A 15016-nucleotide genomic window follows, 5' to 3' on the forward strand; every position below is an offset into this window, starting at 1 on the left:
TAACTTTTTCAATAAAAAACATAGGCTGGTAACTAGCGTTTTCGTACTTAAAAGGCTCCTGACTGCCTCAATTATTAAAATTGATTAGGGCATGCACACCATAAAGTTAGTAGGAGGAATTTCTGAAATAGGATTTCACCCGTACAACATTTTGGCATAGATTAACTTGATATTCCTTATTATTGGTGATTTATAGATTGTTGCAGTGAGTAATGTCGTGTTATGATTAATGGGTGAATTATACTGGCATCTCAATTTTATAAAGAGATGTTACAGTCGACCCTAACACCTTTATACCTTTTGGAGGTGCATAATTCAATTTTTAGCTTTTATGCTTCTTTGCACCAAATGAAGAGGAAAATACTACTATGTAGTAGTGTAAAACTGTCTCACTATGTGTCGGCATAAAAGGCCGTCCTGATGTGCTTGTGTCCACCAAGTGCAGGCGAGACATACGGGCCGCTACTGGGCAGGATGCTGCTGCGGAACCCCTTCCAAAATAGCCAAAAAGCACAGCCCCTGCCGGGCACTTCGAACTAGCGAAGCGCCCGGCAGGGGCTGAAGATTGAATCGGCATTGATACCGGGACGGACCCGGTGCTAATTACCTAAGAGAGTGGTTCCGCCCTTGGTCTGGTAGAGCGTTGGCGCACCGCTTCAAGTCTGTTATTGAGCACAGGCTCGTAGTATCATACTTGCTGGGCGGCCGACATTTTGGCCAATTCTTCCTTGAATAGCGCAGAAAACAGCTCGGTTCCTTTGGCAATGGCGTTCACAAACGGAAGGATATCGGCTTTTGGTGCCTTAAGTTCGGCAAGCTCTTCCACCATCTTCAGGTTGCCTACTTCGGGCTGAATGTTGAGGCTGCCGAAGGTCGATTTCAGGCTGTGGGCCTCGTGGGCTACGGTCTGCCAATCGTCCTGCTCTAAGGCGCGCTGGAGGGTTTCTACCTGCCCGGGCACCCGGTTGATGAACAGCTCCAGCATCTTGCGGATGAAGGTTTGGTCGGTGGCCAGGCGGCCCAGCATCTCGAAGTCGTAGTGCAAGCCCAGGTCTGTGGCAGCTATGGGCGCATCAGCCGGCGCCAGTGGGTTCTGAGAGCGTTGGCTGACTTTGGCGATGATGTTGTAGAGCGCTAATTCGCTATAAGGTTTGGTGAGGAAGTCGCTGAAGCCCAGCGACTCGCACGAGGCTTCGTTTACCCGAATGGCATCGGCGGTGAGGGCAATGACGGGGGTGTTGCGGTTGGGGCTTTGCTCGGTCCGGAGCCGCGAAGTGGCCTCGAATCCGTTCATCTGGGGCATCTGAATGTCCATCAGAATGAGGTCGTACTGGCGCTGCCAGGCCTTGTGCAGGGCTTCTTCGCCGTTCTGGGCCATGTCGACTTTCACCTGCCACTGGCTGAGCATCGACACGCCAATGAGTTGGTTCACAGCGTTGTCTTCGGCAAACAGGATGCTGAGCCCCCGCAACAGGTCGGGCTGTTGAATAACGGGGTGCTCCTTGGCGGGCTGCTCGTTGCTGACCGTGTAAGGAATGGTGAAGTAGAAGCAACTGCCCTGGCCGGGCTCGCTGCGCACCCCAATTTCGCCGCCCTGCAGCTCCACCAGGTTTTTGCAGATGGTGAGCCCCAGCCCCGTGCCGCCGTATAGCCGCGGCACGCTGCTGTCGCCCTGCTGAAAGCTGCTGAAAACCGTGCTGAGGTTTTTGGCGCTGATGCCAATGCCGGTGTCGGCCACGCTGAACGTGACCGGCAGGTGCGTGCCCGAGCGGTGGCTGGCGTCGATGGTGATGGTGATGGCACCCTGCTCGGTAAACTTAATGGCGTTGCTGATGAGGTTGACCAGCACCTGGCGCAGGCGGTAGGGGTCGCCCTGGGCCAGCGGCAGGTTCTCGTTGAGGCCCAGCACGCGCAGCACGATGCCCTTCTCGTCCGACTTGAAAGTGAGCGAACGCACGGCGTCCTGCACGGTCTTGACGATGTCGAACGGAATATTTTCCAGGTTGATTTTGCCCGACTCAATTTTGGCAAAGTCCAGGATGTCGTTGATAACTACCAGCAGGTTTTCGGTGCTGGACTGAATCATGTCCACGTAGTCGGCCTGTTCGGCCGAGAGAGGGCCTTTCTTAATCAGGTCGGCCAGGCCCATTACGCCGTGCAGGGGCGTGCGGATTTCGTGGCTCATGTTGGCCATGAACACCTGCTTGGCGTGCACCGATTCTTCGGCCACCCGGTTGGCCCGCTTCAGCTCCGTGATGTCGGACGAGAACGAGAGCAGGTACCGGGAGCCGTCGGAGCGCATCAGCGGGCTTTGGGTGGTGTGGTACCAGCGCGTCTGGCCATCCATGAGGTGGTAGCACTCCTCAAAAGTGGTCGAGGTTTCGTTGGTTTCCCCGTTTTCCATGGGGCGGTTTGGGGCCGGCACGCCCGCGGCCACGGGCTCGTCGGCGCGGCTGCGGCTGGAAAGCCAGCTCAGAATGTGGGCGTAGCTTTTGTTGGCCAGGATGATGCCACCTTTGGCATCTTCTACATATATCAGGTTGGGACTGGTGTTAATGACCTGGCGCACCAGGTCTTGCTGGTCTTCCAGCTCTTTCTCAACCTGCTTGAGGTGCCCAACCACGCGGGCCAGCTCTTGCACGGCATCAAAGGAAGGTATCTGGGCCGAGGTAGCGGCTTGCGTAATCGCATCCAACTGAGCCCGCAGCCGCACCACTTCGGCTTCGGCGGCGGCGGTGCGCTTGCGCTCAGCAGACAACGCTGATTTGGTTTGTGGAACTTGAATACTCATAAAACGAAAGCGGTCAGGCTGAGCGCCAGGCGCCTATGTAAAGAAATTGTGAGCTCATGCTCGTCTTGGTGAGCAGGAAGCGCCGCGATGGGCACGAGGGGTTACCTCAAAAAAGCTGCCATAGTTTGTGGCCAACCGGCCCTGCGTGTGCGCCTAGCTAGTGCCTTTGCGACGCAAAACGCCGGCAGCGAAGATGAATTCGGAGAGCTGCGGCATGAAGTAAGCACGTCGCGACTTGGGTCATAAATGATTGAAAACGCTGGTGTTAGCTGTTGGCTGGGGCTTGCGCTACTTGTTTGAGTTCAGTAATTGGCCTTGTTGGGTTTAGGTACTGGGCTTGCATCAAGATATAAGCCCTAAAGTTGTTGGTGGGCTTTTCCCTTATCAAGCCATACTATAAAGATGCAATAAAAGGATATACGTTTAATAGCTGTTGTGCGTGGGTACAAAATAAAAGTAGGAGGCACTTCAATTGCTTCGTGCGGGCTTACGCAAAAGCCCGGCCCAAGGGCGGCTTTGCAGAAGCCGTATCCCTGGGCCGGGCTTTTTGCTTGGGCCTGAGTGGGCCGGTTGAGTTATAACCGGCCCGGAGGCAGCCATTTGCGAGGGGCTACTATTTCGTGTGCACCACTTTCACGTTGATGACTTCGTGCTGGGTGATGAGTCGGACGAAGAAGACGCCGTCGGGCAGGCCGTTGGTGTCGAAGGGCACGTGCTGGAGCTCGCCGGCGGGGCGGGTATCGGCCAGCAGCTGGCGCAGGCGCTGTCCCTGCAGGTTGTAGAGGGCCAGGGTGACGGGGCCGGCCTGGGCCAGGCGGAAGGCCACCGTGGCGCGGCCCCCTTGCCCGGCCACGGGGTTGGGGTACACCGAGGCCGTCGTGCCGGCCTCGGCGGCGGCTACCGTAGCGCTGCTGCCCGTGGCGCTGCTAGTCAGCGAGGCGGTAGAAGCAAAGGGCAGCAGGTTGGCGCCGGGGATGGGCTCTTGGCGGGTGCCGTTGGGCAGGCGCCAGGCCACGGCCAGGTAGCCCGGGCCCCAGCTCTGCTTGTGCAGGGCCTCGACGTAGTAGCGCGTGCCGGCCGTGAGCTGCACGGTCGCCGACTGCTGGCTGGGGTAGCGGGTGAAGTCGCGGTTGGAGCTGGTCCAGCCGGCGCAGGAAGCGATGCGCACCTTCTTGGCCGGGTCGGCGTCGGTGCTCAGGAAGAGCTCGGCCGCGTCGTCGCCCACCACCCAAAAGGTGTAGGTACCGGTGGTCGGCGGGCAGATATAACCCTGCACGCGGGCGCCGTGGTTATAGAGCGTCTGGGCCGGCGCTTCGAAGCTGTTGATGGTCGAGGTGCTGCTCGGCGTCGACCAAGTAGGAATGGAGCCGATAGTCGAGCCCGTGACGTTGTTCCACACCTGGTACGTGGCGCTGCCTGTGCCGCTGCAGGACGAAGGCGTTGGGGTGGGTGTCGGCGTGGGCGTGGTAGTAGGGCTAGTGGGAGCAAAGGGCATCAGGTTAGCACCGGGGATGGGCTCCTGACGGGTGCCGTTGGGCAGGCGCCAGGCCACGGCCAAGTAGCCCGGGCCCCAGCTCTGATGATGCAGGGCTTCGATGTAGTAACGCGTGTTGGCTTGCAGCTGCACCGTGGCCGACTGCTGGCTGGGGTAGCGGGTGAAGTCGCGGTTGCCGTTAGTCCAGCCGGCACACGAGGCGATGCGTACTTTTTTGGCCGGGTCAGCGTCGGTGCTCAGGTAGAGCTCGGCCGCGTCGTCGCCTACTATCGAGAAGGTGTAGGCACCGGTGGCGGGGGCGCAGATGTAGCCGCGGGCCCGGGCGCCGTGGTTGTAGAGCGTCTGGTTAGGCGTTTCGAAGCTGCCCAGGGTCAACGTGCTGCTCGGCGTGGTGCCCGTGGGGATGCTGCTCAGTACGGTGCTGGTCACGTTGTTCCATATCTCGTACTGCAGGCTGCCCGTAGTGCCGCAGGCAGAGGTAGTAGGCGTGGGGGTTGGCGTCGGCGTGGGGGCCGGCGTGGGGGTTGGGGTAGTAGTAGGAGTGGTGGCAGTTCCGAAAGGAATCAGGTTAGCACCGGGCACGGGCTCCTGACGGGTACCGTTGGGCAGGCGCCAGGCCACGGCCAGGTAGCCAGCACCCCAGTTCTGCTTGTGCAGGGCCTCAACGTAGTAGCGCGTGCCGGCCGTGAGCTGGATGGAAATGGACATCTGGCTCTGCTGGGTGGTGAAGTCGCGGGGGCCGCTGGTCCAGCCGGCGCAGGAGGCAATGCGGACTTTCTTCGTGGGGTCATCGCTGGAGCTCAGGTAGAGGTCAGCGGCGTCGTCGGCCACAATCCAGAAGGTGTAGGCGCCCGAAAAAGGTGCGCAGATGTAACCGCGAATCCGCGCTGCGTGGTTGCCCGTCGACTTAGAAGGCGTTTCGAAGCTGGTAATCGGGGCAACGCTGTTGGGGGTAGTGTTTACGGGCACGGCGCTTACGCCCGTGGCCATTACGTTGGTCCACTCCTCACGCGTCAGGCTACCGACGCCCGGGCAGGTGCTGGCGGTGGGGGTGGTAGTAGGCGTGGTAGCCACCGGGGCGCTGCCTTCGGAGAAAAACAGGGGGGTTTCGGTCAGGGCAACGTTTTGGGCAGAGATGGTTGTGCGGGCGTTGGTGCTGGCGTGGTTCCACTCGTAACGCTGCAGGTTGGTCAGGTTGAACGAGGCGGGGAAAGAGTAGGTGCCGCGGGCCGATTCCTGGTTGTCGACCAGTGCGCGGGCCCACAATACATAGGTATAGACGCCGTTTTTGCTGAAGGCAGCGCCGTTGAGGCTAGCGGGCAGGGCCAGCGCCGCGGTGCGGGCCGCGTCGTACTGCCAGCCGTAGAGCAGCTTGGAAGTAGTGGCAAAAGCCTGGCCGAGCTGGGTGGCTTTCTGCGAGCCGGGGGCGTCGCGCTTGAGGTTTTCGTACAAGCCCATCAGGGCCAATTCGTCGTCGCCACTGACGGAGGTGCCTACGGGCGGCGCGTTCACAGACTCACCCAGCTGGTAGAAGTAGAACTGCTTGACGGCGTTTACCTGCGTCAGAACCAGAGATTTGATACCGAAGTTGCGCTGTCCTTCGTCGGAGGCCGTACGATTGGCCGAAGTGCGGCGCGATACGTTGGCTTCGCTCATTAGCAAGTGCTTGGTGGGGTAGGTGCTGCCGTAGCCGTACTTAGTCATCACGTTCACCATGTCCTGGCGCTCTTTCAGCAGCTGCTGGATGGCGTAGTCCGACGAGCGGGTGTAAACGAAGCCGTTGATGGCCACGCTCCAGGAGTGGAGCGAGTAGGTGGGGTAGCTGTGGAAGCTCAGGGCGTCGAGGTAAGCACCGGCTTTGTTGGGGTACTGGGCCGTGACGGTGCCGCCGTTGGGGTTGTCGGTGTAGCGCAGCAGGGCGTCCATGAACTGGGGGTAGCCCACGCCGCCGGTGGTGATGTACGCCTCGGGGCGGTACTTCTTAATTACCTCGTAGCTGATGCGCAGCATCCGGATGTAGTGGAAGATGGGCGCGCGCAGGTTGGGCAGCTCATCGGGCAGGGGAGCGCGGGTCAGCCACACGTTCTTGTCGTAGACGTAGGTGAAGTCGGGCTCATTTATTACTTCCCAGAAGCGCACTTTGTCGCCGTAAAACTGGAGTACCTTGAAGACGTAGTTGGCGTAGTAGTTATTGGGGTTCACGCTGCCATCGGTGTTCCAGATGGGCTCGTACAGGTTTTTGAACAGCCGCGAGGGCTGCGTGCCGCCCGGGTAGGTGGTGTTGTCGCGGTGAGCTTCAAGCGGGTCTTCCAGAAAGACCGTGAGCTCTTTCATCCCGTAGGTGTGCAGGTATTTGTCGAAGGTATTGGTGCGAATGCCGTAGCCAAAGTTCTCAAGAAAGCGCTCGGGCAGCGTGGGCCGAACCGAGTGCACTCCCAGGTCTTGGGAGGCCTTCGCCATTAGCTCATCACTCCAGTTAGTATTGTAATATCCAAAATTGACGCCGTATTGAAAAGGCTCTGAGTACGGACGTACATAATCATTTGCTGTTTGCGTGGGAGCTTGTCCATTTACGTAATAGACAGACTGGCTGACGAGTAAAAGCAGGAGTGAAAGAAGTCGTTTCAAAGGGTATTGTACTTTTGGTGAAACTTATTTAATAGTGAATGGGGTGTTGTATGGGTAGGATACAATTTCAATCAACTAGGACAAAGTTACCTTCCGATTTTTAGAGCGACTAATCAGGGTTGAGGCCAAGCTAGGATTTCGGGCCCGATTTTACAATCGAATCAATTATTTGATTAATAATATGTTTTGGTCTGCTAAAACTGAAAAAGCTGGGCAATAACAGCCTTTAGGTTAAACTTAGACCCGCGCTGATTATGCTTGGAAATCAGGCGTGTATACTAAGGGCAAGCCCGCGCTTTGCATCCAGTTAGTACTTTATTCCCGATATAGGAATCACAGCGGTAGACTTTGAAAAAAGCGAGGCCATAATTTTGTACGTCACTTTTTTCAATGGTACACGTAGCGCCTTTGCTAATCTAGGCTGGTTACAAATCAGTGTTAGATTCATTATACTAACCGACAAAGACAAGGTCTTCCCACTTTGGGAATAGTGCTCTACTGTCGAGCTGTACAAAAGCCAAGCCCAACCACGGTAGTTATCTGCACTAGCACTTTTGGGGTGGAGCCGGATGAATCCAGTTTAGGCCTGCTAAGATGAAGCCATTGGTTACCAATGGCTTTAGCATGAGGCCCAGTAAGGTAGGCGCCTATAATCTGCCATCGAAAGCAGATGCGTACAAGCTTCCTTTTGCCATTCAGGCACGTTGGCTAGCCGAATTTTCAGGCTCAAAACCGGAGCTTTTTCCGTTTACTGCGTTTTGGCAGTGGAAACCCCAATTTGGGCCATTTGCCAGCCTTGGCGAAGCGGCCCAGTACTTATTTGCTGTGCTTATGTTAATGCTACTTCGCGATGCGCTTTTCCCGCTAATTGTGTTCCTGCACGCCTTACTTATAGGAGCACCCGCCAACCACGGGCGGGGCCGGTTTGCGCGCGCTACATATGGCGTGCGCCGGGTAGGGCAGCTGCCCACCAAGCTACGCGAAAGCTCGGGCCTGGCCCGGGCCGACTCGCTCCAGGGCCTCTGGAGCCACGGCGACGGCGGTGCCCCAGCCCGATTGGAGCTGGTGGCGCTATCGGGCGCCCCGCTGCGCACCCTCGACTTGCCCTTGCTCGTGAACGTCGATTGGGAAGACCTGGCCCAGGACCGCGCCGGCAACCTCTACATTGGCGACTTTGGCAACAACCGCAACCAGCGCCAGGACCTGGCCATCTACCGCCTTCACCCGGGTGCTGGCCCGCTACCGGTGGTCGACACTATTGCCTTTCGCTACCCCGACCAGCACGCGTTTCCTCCGGGTCGGGGCCGGCGCAACTTCGATTGCGAGGCCTTTTTCTGGCACGCCGATACCCTGCACCTGTTCAGCAAAGACCGCAGCCTGCGCCAATGGACCAAGCACTACACCCTACCAGCCCGCCCCGGCCGGCACGTAGCCACCCTGCGCGACAGCATTCGCCTCAACCGGCCCATCACCGCTGCCGACATCAGCCCCGATGGGCGCACCGTGGCCCTGCTCGCCTACGGCGGCGTGTTTTTATTCAGCCGCCAGCTGGGTCAACGACTTTTCGATGGTCCTAAGCGCTTTCGGGCCCTGCCGGCCACCGGCCAAGCCGAGGGGCTGGTGTTTGTCAATGATTCCACCTTTGTGGTGAGCAACGAAAAGGGCAAGCTCTTCCGGGCAACGCCGCGGTAGCCTCGGGCAAGCTGCGGCCCTTGACCGCGCTCAGGAAATCACGGCGGGCTGCCATTCCTTATGCTGGCACCGCGGGCAGGCAGTGGTGGGAGCGTGTTTGCTTTCCGCCACGTGCGCGCAGCTGGCGCAGGCAAAGTGGCCGGGGGCTTTTTCCTGCTCCTCGCGGAAGGCCGCATCCGCAGTGGGCAGAATGGAAAGGCCGGGGCGGGGCTCGTCAAACTTGAGCAGCGAGAAGCTGCCGTTAGCTTCGTGGTACACCCGGCGCACGGCCCCCAGGTTGGTCACGCCTTCCTGCCGGAGGCGGGCCATGAGCTGCTCGCGGGAAATCACGCCTTCTTCCAGCTTGTCGAGCCGGATGAGCCCATTCTCCACCATAATGCTGATATCGTCCAGCACCATGCTCTCGAACTTGGGGCTGCGGTAGGCGCGGTGGGCAATCCAGCGCTGGTAGCCGATGATGACAGCCGCAATCAGCACCACGGGCAGCAAGCCCCGGTCGGGGGCCATGAGGGCCACGCCGTTGGCTGCGGCCAGGGAAACCAGGGCCGTCATCTCATTGCGGGTCAGCATCGAGCCCATGCGGTTGCCCATCAGCCGCATCGAAAACAGCAGCACCAGGTAGATAAAAACGATGCGCAGGAAGGCTTCGAGGTAAAAGCTGCCGGGGACGTCGCCCACCAGGATACGCATCCAGTCGCTGAGGTGAATTTCTTCGGGTTTCATAGGTTACCTGCGGGAGCTATTCTTCTTCGATTTGGTGCACGGCTGGGGCCCACTTGTCCCAGCCACAGCGCGGGCAGGCCGGCAGTTGGTGGTCAGCGGGCTCGGGGTGGCCGCAGCGCCGGCAGGCGCTCAGGTTATGCGCGGCGGGTTCGTCGTCGTGCACCCGCGCATCGGTGTCCGGCAGCACCGACAGGCCCGGCCGGGCCGGTTGCTGGCGATAGATGCTGAACTCGCCGTTGGCCTCCACGTACACGCGCTTCACCTGCCCCAGCTGCCGGACGCTGTCGGCGCGCAGCATGCCGAAGAGCTGCTCGCGCGACAGGTTGGCTTGGGCCATGGCGTCGAGGTCGAGCACGCCATCTTTGGCAACTATTGCCACGTCGCCCTGGGTGATGTATTCCACGCGGCGGTACCGAAACGCTAGCCAGTTGATGCCGCGGTTCAGGGCCAGCATGCACCCCAGCGTGAAGGCGCTATGCAGCAGGCCACGCTCGGGCACCTGCATGGCCACGGACACAATTCCTCCGAGCATAATCATCACGGCCAGCTCGGTTACGGTGAGCTGCGCGTTCATGCGCTTGCCCAGCTGGCGCATGGCTACCAGCAGCACCAGGTAGATGAGCAGCGTGCGCAGCACTACTTCCAGCATGAATTCCAGCGGTGCGTTGCCCAGCAGAATTCGCTGCCAGTCGCCCAGGTAGATTTCCTCTTTTTTCATTGGTGTGGTATGGCGGGGCCTTGCCGCCGCGCTTCCTTGGTTTGCTTGCAAATGCCCGGTTGGCAGGAGCCGGGCGAATACGGTTGAACGAAGTATGGGAGCCCGGGCCGTGGCCGCAGCCGGCCGCGAGGGGGCACCCGGCGGAAACTTGCCAGCCAAATGCGCCCAGTGCCGCAGGTTCCAAAACGCATTGCCAACTTGAGGGTTTGCCTTTTCCTGGAAAAATGTGGCTTGGGTGTTTGGGTCTTGGCTCGTGCCAATGTGCACAGCATCAGCCTTGCACGTCGGGCGCGGCCTATAAACTCCGTACCAACACGGGTTAACACCTAAGTATATTACTCCTCAAAAACCGTGTTTATACAGCCTCTCTTCTGCGGTGCTGGCCCGTTTAAGAAGTGAATATTTACCGCTTTGCCTGCCGTATGAAACCCGTACCTGCTCCGGTTGCAGAGGCTGAAAAGCCTCTCCACAACGCACCATCTTTTTGCGTGAGCCGCTCAGACTGCGCTACCGCCTACCACCAGCTGTCGCTGGAAGACGACCACGGCTGCGTAGCCAACTGGGTTATCCCGTTGCCCCTCAAGAAGCTGAGCAAGCAGAGCGTGCTGCTCTGGCTGCTGCCCACCACTTCCGCGCCCACCTCCTTGGCCTGCGTGGAAAGTGGCCCCGTGCGGCAGGTGCCAACCCGCAACGGCAAGCCCGCCGACCTGCGCCGCAAGCTGACCGAAGGCCTGCTCCAACTCAATTTCAGCGGCCATTGGCTTAGCGGCTATCACCGCCTCCGGCGCCTGCCCGACGGCAGCGGGCAGCTCTGGCAGCTCACCCCCATCAGTTAATTTTCCTCTCCATTATATATGAGCAACTACGCCCTTGTAATCCACGGCGGCGCCGTGACCATGAAGCCCGGCGAACTAAGCCCCGAAGAAGAAGCCCATCAGCGCGAAGGCCTGAGCCAGGCCCTGCAGGCCGGCTGGCAAGTGCTGCACGACGGCGGCACCGCGCTCGAAGCCGTGGAAACCGCCGTGCGCAGCCTCGAAGACAACGAGCACTTCAACGCCGGGCGGGGCAGCGGCCTCACCCAGCAGGGCGAGGTAGAGATGGACGCCGCCATCATGGACGGCCGTACCCTGAAGGCGGGCGCGGTGAGCGGCGTGCGCTACGTGCAAAACCCCATTAGCCTGGCCCGGGCCGTGATGCAGGAAAGCCCGCACGTGTGCCTCACCAACGATGGTGCCATTGAGTTGGCGCTGGAACAGGGCCTGCCCCTGAAAGCGCCCAGCTACTTCATCACCGAGAAAAACCGGAAAAAGTGGCTGGAAATAGTGCAGGAAGAGCCCATAAGCGCCATGCACGACACCGTGGGCGCCGTGGCCCTGGATAAGGACGGCAACCTGGCCGTGGCCACCAGCACCGGCGGCATCGAGGGCCAGTTGAAGGGCCGCCTCGGCGACAGCCCCGTCATTGGCGGGGGCACCTACGCCAGCAACGAAGCCTGCGCCGTGTCCTGCACCGGCGATGGCGAAGTCATCATGCGTGGGGCCCTGGCGCACGAAGTGTATGCGCGGGTGAAGTACGCGGGCCAGCCGCTGGTAGAAGCCTGCCGGGCCGCTGTGGAGCTGCGCGACGAGGACCTAAAGGGCGACAAAGGCATGATTGCCGTGGACAAAGACGGGGCCATCGCGCTGGAATTCAACAGCAACGTCATGCGCCGGGCCTTTCGGGTGGGCGAGGGCGAGCCGTACGTGGGCATCTGGAAAGACGAATAAGCGAACCTTTGAGCTGCCCCTGCCGAGGCTTAAATACGGGTAAAATCGGCCGCTAATTCCGTATTTCTAGCACATACAGTGGTGTTTTCTCGCCGTAAATAACCCTGAGCCCATCGATGCTGCAACCAACAGGCGCACCGATGGGCTGGGAGACGATTAGTGGATTTTTTCCTTCTTCGAACGTCCCCACTACCTCCACAGGCGCTCTGATGGGCTATGCTCCCAAGGGCGTCTGTGCGGGGTATATTCCGTGGGCCTTGTCTTGCCCGAACGGGTTTTTTATTTACCAATCCATTGTATGACAATTCGTACCCAAACCCCCAAAGGCAAGCTATTGGCCATTGGGGGCCGAGAAAACCGCATTGCCCCGGGCCAAAATGGCCCCGAAAATGAAGATGGCGAGAGAGATGAGTCGGCCGACTTTATTCTGGAGCGCTTCGTGCAAGAGCTGCCCGCCAAGGGCGTGGTAGTCGTAATTCCCACCGCTTCGGAAGAGCCCCAGGAAGCAGCAGAAGAATACATTAAGGTGTTCACCGCCCTGGGTGTCGACAAAGTGGAGGTGCTGGACATTCGTAGCCGCGAGCAGGCCCACGACGCCGACGCCATCGAAACCATTAATCGGGCCGATGGCGTGATGCTCACGGGCGGCGACCAGCTCCGCCTTACGGCCATTTTTGGGGGCACGCCGCTGCTCCGGCGCCTGTATGAGCGCTACGTGCAGGAGCCCATCGTGATAGCCGGCACCAGCGCCGGCGCCGCCGCCATGAGCACACCCATGATTTACCAGGGCCGCAACGATGCAGGCTTCGTGAAGGACGAAATCCACATCACCACAGGGCTACAGCTGCTGCGCGATGTGGCCATCGACACGCACTTTGTGGCCCGCGGGCGCATCGTGCGCATGGCCCAAATTATCGCCACTAACCCCGGCTGCATCGGCCTGGGCCTGGAAGAAGACACGGCCGTGCTCGTGACCAAAGGCAGCGAGCTCGAAGTCATCGGCAACGGCCTCGTGGTGGTAGTCGACGGCCACTATTGCACCGGCAACACCATTCACGAAGTGCGGCCCGGCGAAGTCTTTTCCATCCGGGACTTGCGCGTGCACCTGCTCTCGCGCGGGCAGCAGTACACCCTGCCGGAATAGTGCTGCCCACGCAGTGGCTGCTAAACAGCTAGAAAACAATAACGCCTCGGCCGATGGACCGAGGCGTTGTTGTTTCCGCAGAATAATCAGGTCTTAGAGTCTGTTTAAGTTAAATTGTGATGGCGCGGGGCTGTGCCCCGTGACGGGCTATGAGCAGGCCTCTGGCCTGTGGTCGTTGAATAGGACTGCCTGACACCCCAACTTGCGCGGGCCAGAGGCCCGCCAGTAAGCGACGCGGGGCACAGCCCCGCGCCATCAGAGCCAATAAAATTAACTTAAACAACCTCTTAGAACCCGAGGCCAATGGTGAAGCCCGTGGCTGGGCCACCGAAGGCGCCCAGGGCCGTTGCCGCTCCGGTTGCTATGTTGATGCGGTAGAGCTGGGTGCGCCCGGCCGAGGTGAGCAGGGCGTACGCCACGCCGCTCGTGCCGCCAATATCAAATCCGTTGGCAGCGTCAACGTTAACTCCCAAGGGGCCCACTTCCCGCAGCGTCCCGTCGTTCGGGGGCGATTGGAGGAAGAGTTTGTCTGTCGCTACGTCAATGTCGTAGAGGGCGGTCGTCGTGGCGGTGGCCACGTTGTTGGTGTAGGCCGCGCCCGTCACCGTGGGTGCACCTGGATTCAAGGGGCCGTCCACCGTTACAGCGCCGGTCATGGGGTTAATGCGCAGGTTCTGGCCGGTGTTGCTCACCACGCGGAGGCGGTCCACCGTGGGGTTGAAGTCCACGCCGAAAGAAGTGCCCGCCAGCGCCACGCTAAGAGGAGCGGCGAGAGTAGCTGCGCCCGAGGAGGCATTGAGCGTATAGAGGCGGCTGTTGCTGCCCACGGCGTAGAGCTGGCCGTTCACGGGCCGGAAATCCAAGCCTACCACCGACTCTCCGGCTTCCAGGCCGGTAATGGGTTTGGCCACGGTGGTGCCGGGGGCGCTTGGGTCAAAAATCAGCAGCTGATTGGCCGGGTTAATGGCGTAGGCCACGGGATTGGTGGGAATGGCAATGCCGGTGTAGGGTAGATTTTTGTCGTACTTGGCCAGGACCCGAGTATCGCCGGTGGCTAGGTCCACGGTGAAGAGCGTGGGCTTCTTGTTGACTTCGAACAAGGCCAGCGCCAGGTTGGAGCCTGGGGCAATATCAAAGCCGCCTTCGCCGGTCACCTTGAGCTTCAGGTCGCCTACTTCAACCAGCGTGCCGGCATTGGGCGGGTCTTGCTTGAAAAGCTTTTGGCTGGCAACATCAATATCGTAAAGAGTGGTGGTAGCGGCGCCAGCCACGTTGTTGGTATACGCTGCGGCGGCTATGCGAGCCCCAACCACCGGGCCGTCCACCACTTGCACGGTGCCGGTTTCGGGGTTGAGCCGCAGGTTTTGGCCCTCTGAGGTAACCACGCGGATGCGGTCCACCGTGGGGTTAAAGTCAAAGCCCGCCACGGTGCCTGCCAAGGCCGGAGCAAAGGGACCGGCGCCGATGGCCCGGGCCGCGCCGGTCATGGGGTCGATAACGTAGATGCGGCTGGTGCTGCCTAAGCCGTAGAGTTGGCCCGTGGCCGGCCGGAAGTCAATGGCCAGGATGGTTTCGCCGGGCTGCAAGCCCGTGATGGCCACTGAGCTGACCTCCTTCTCGGGGTTGGCCCCTGCAAACGCGTCCAGCCGCACGCCGCCTGCTAAGGCATAAAACGAAAAGTCTAGCTTCGGCTTTCTGGCATCGAGGCTGCCAGTGTCGGCGGCGGGGTTGTTTTGGGAAACCTCGTCAAGGGCCTTTTCGCAGCTGGCCATGGAGAAGAGGAGCGCGGCGCCGGCCGCTAACTGGAGGAAGGAAGGTGTTCTTTTCATTTTACTGGTGTTTAATGGAATTAAAATCAGTTAGGTAAAAAGCTACGATGTGCTGGCTGCATCGGATTGCGGTAAGCCTAAAAAGTTGTAATTCTGTTAAAACGTGGTACTAATTCATCAGCACAGGCTGGCGACGACGCATTTAAGCCCATTGCTTGATGCTGATGCCGGGAAAGTGCCTAGCCTTATAGCGCGTTTGGGAAGTCTGAAAAACGTCATACTGCATCTGG

Annotated in this window: 9 protein-coding genes; 4 read left to right on the forward strand and 5 right to left on the reverse strand. The window is 59.7% G+C overall.

Annotation, left to right across the window (positions count from 1 at the left end):
• Positions 1 to 688 precede the first annotated feature (688 nt).
• The gene (locus BMZ66_RS13585) at positions 689 to 2791 is read right to left on the reverse strand and encodes an ATP-binding protein (RefSeq protein WP_092674154.1); all 2103 of its coding nucleotides are present in this window, start codon (positions 2789 to 2791) and stop codon (positions 689 to 691) included.
• Between the two features lie 613 nt (positions 2792 to 3404).
• Entirely contained in the window at positions 3405 to 6746 is a 3342-nt protein-coding gene (locus tag BMZ66_RS13590; RefSeq protein WP_092674158.1) for a PA14 domain-containing protein, read from the reverse strand.
• 999 nt (positions 6747 to 7745) lie between these two features.
• Between BMZ66_RS13590 and BMZ66_RS13595 the strand changes: the two genes are divergently transcribed.
• A complete protein-coding gene (locus BMZ66_RS13595) occupies positions 7746 to 8606 on the forward strand; it encodes a hypothetical protein (RefSeq protein WP_143080205.1) in 861 nt (286 codons plus the stop codon).
• 30 nt (positions 8607 to 8636) lie between these two features.
• Here BMZ66_RS13595 and BMZ66_RS13600 read toward each other — a convergent pair whose 3' ends face one another.
• Positions 8637 to 9329: a YetF domain-containing protein gene (locus tag BMZ66_RS13600; RefSeq protein ID WP_092674164.1), complete on the reverse strand. Its 693-nt coding sequence runs from the start codon at positions 9327 to 9329 to the stop codon at positions 8637 to 8639.
• 16 nt (positions 9330 to 9345) lie between these two features.
• Positions 9346 to 10047: a DUF421 domain-containing protein gene (locus BMZ66_RS13605; protein ID WP_092674167.1), complete on the reverse strand. Its 702-nt coding sequence runs from the start codon at positions 10045 to 10047 to the stop codon at positions 9346 to 9348.
• 488 nt (positions 10048 to 10535) lie between these two features.
• Between BMZ66_RS13605 and BMZ66_RS13610 the strand changes: the two genes are divergently transcribed.
• From BMZ66_RS13610 to BMZ66_RS13620, 3 genes are all read left to right on the forward strand, one after another.
• Complete coding sequence (locus tag BMZ66_RS13610) at positions 10536 to 10883, forward strand: hypothetical protein (RefSeq protein ID WP_092674170.1); 348 nt, start codon at positions 10536 to 10538, stop codon at positions 10881 to 10883.
• Between the two features lie 18 nt (positions 10884 to 10901).
• Entirely contained in the window at positions 10902 to 11813 is a 912-nt protein-coding gene (locus BMZ66_RS13615; RefSeq protein WP_092674173.1) for an isoaspartyl peptidase/L-asparaginase family protein, read from the forward strand.
• Between the two features lie 298 nt (positions 11814 to 12111).
• Positions 12112 to 12957 carry a cyanophycinase gene (locus tag BMZ66_RS13620; RefSeq protein ID WP_092674176.1) on the forward strand — a complete coding sequence of 282 codons (846 nt, stop codon included), beginning with the start codon at positions 12112 to 12114 and terminating at the stop codon, positions 12955 to 12957.
• A 287-nt stretch (positions 12958 to 13244) separates the two neighbouring features.
• On the opposite strand, the gene BMZ66_RS13625 is transcribed toward BMZ66_RS13620, so the two are convergent.
• A complete protein-coding gene (locus BMZ66_RS13625) occupies positions 13245 to 14786 on the reverse strand; it encodes a DUF4394 domain-containing protein (protein WP_092674179.1) in 1542 nt (513 codons plus the stop codon).
• Positions 14787 to 15016 lie beyond the last annotated feature (230 nt).

The sequence above is a fragment of the Hymenobacter arizonensis genome (genome assembly GCF_900115775.1).
Lineage (GTDB): Bacteria > Bacteroidota > Bacteroidia > Cytophagales > Hymenobacteraceae > Hymenobacter > Hymenobacter arizonensis.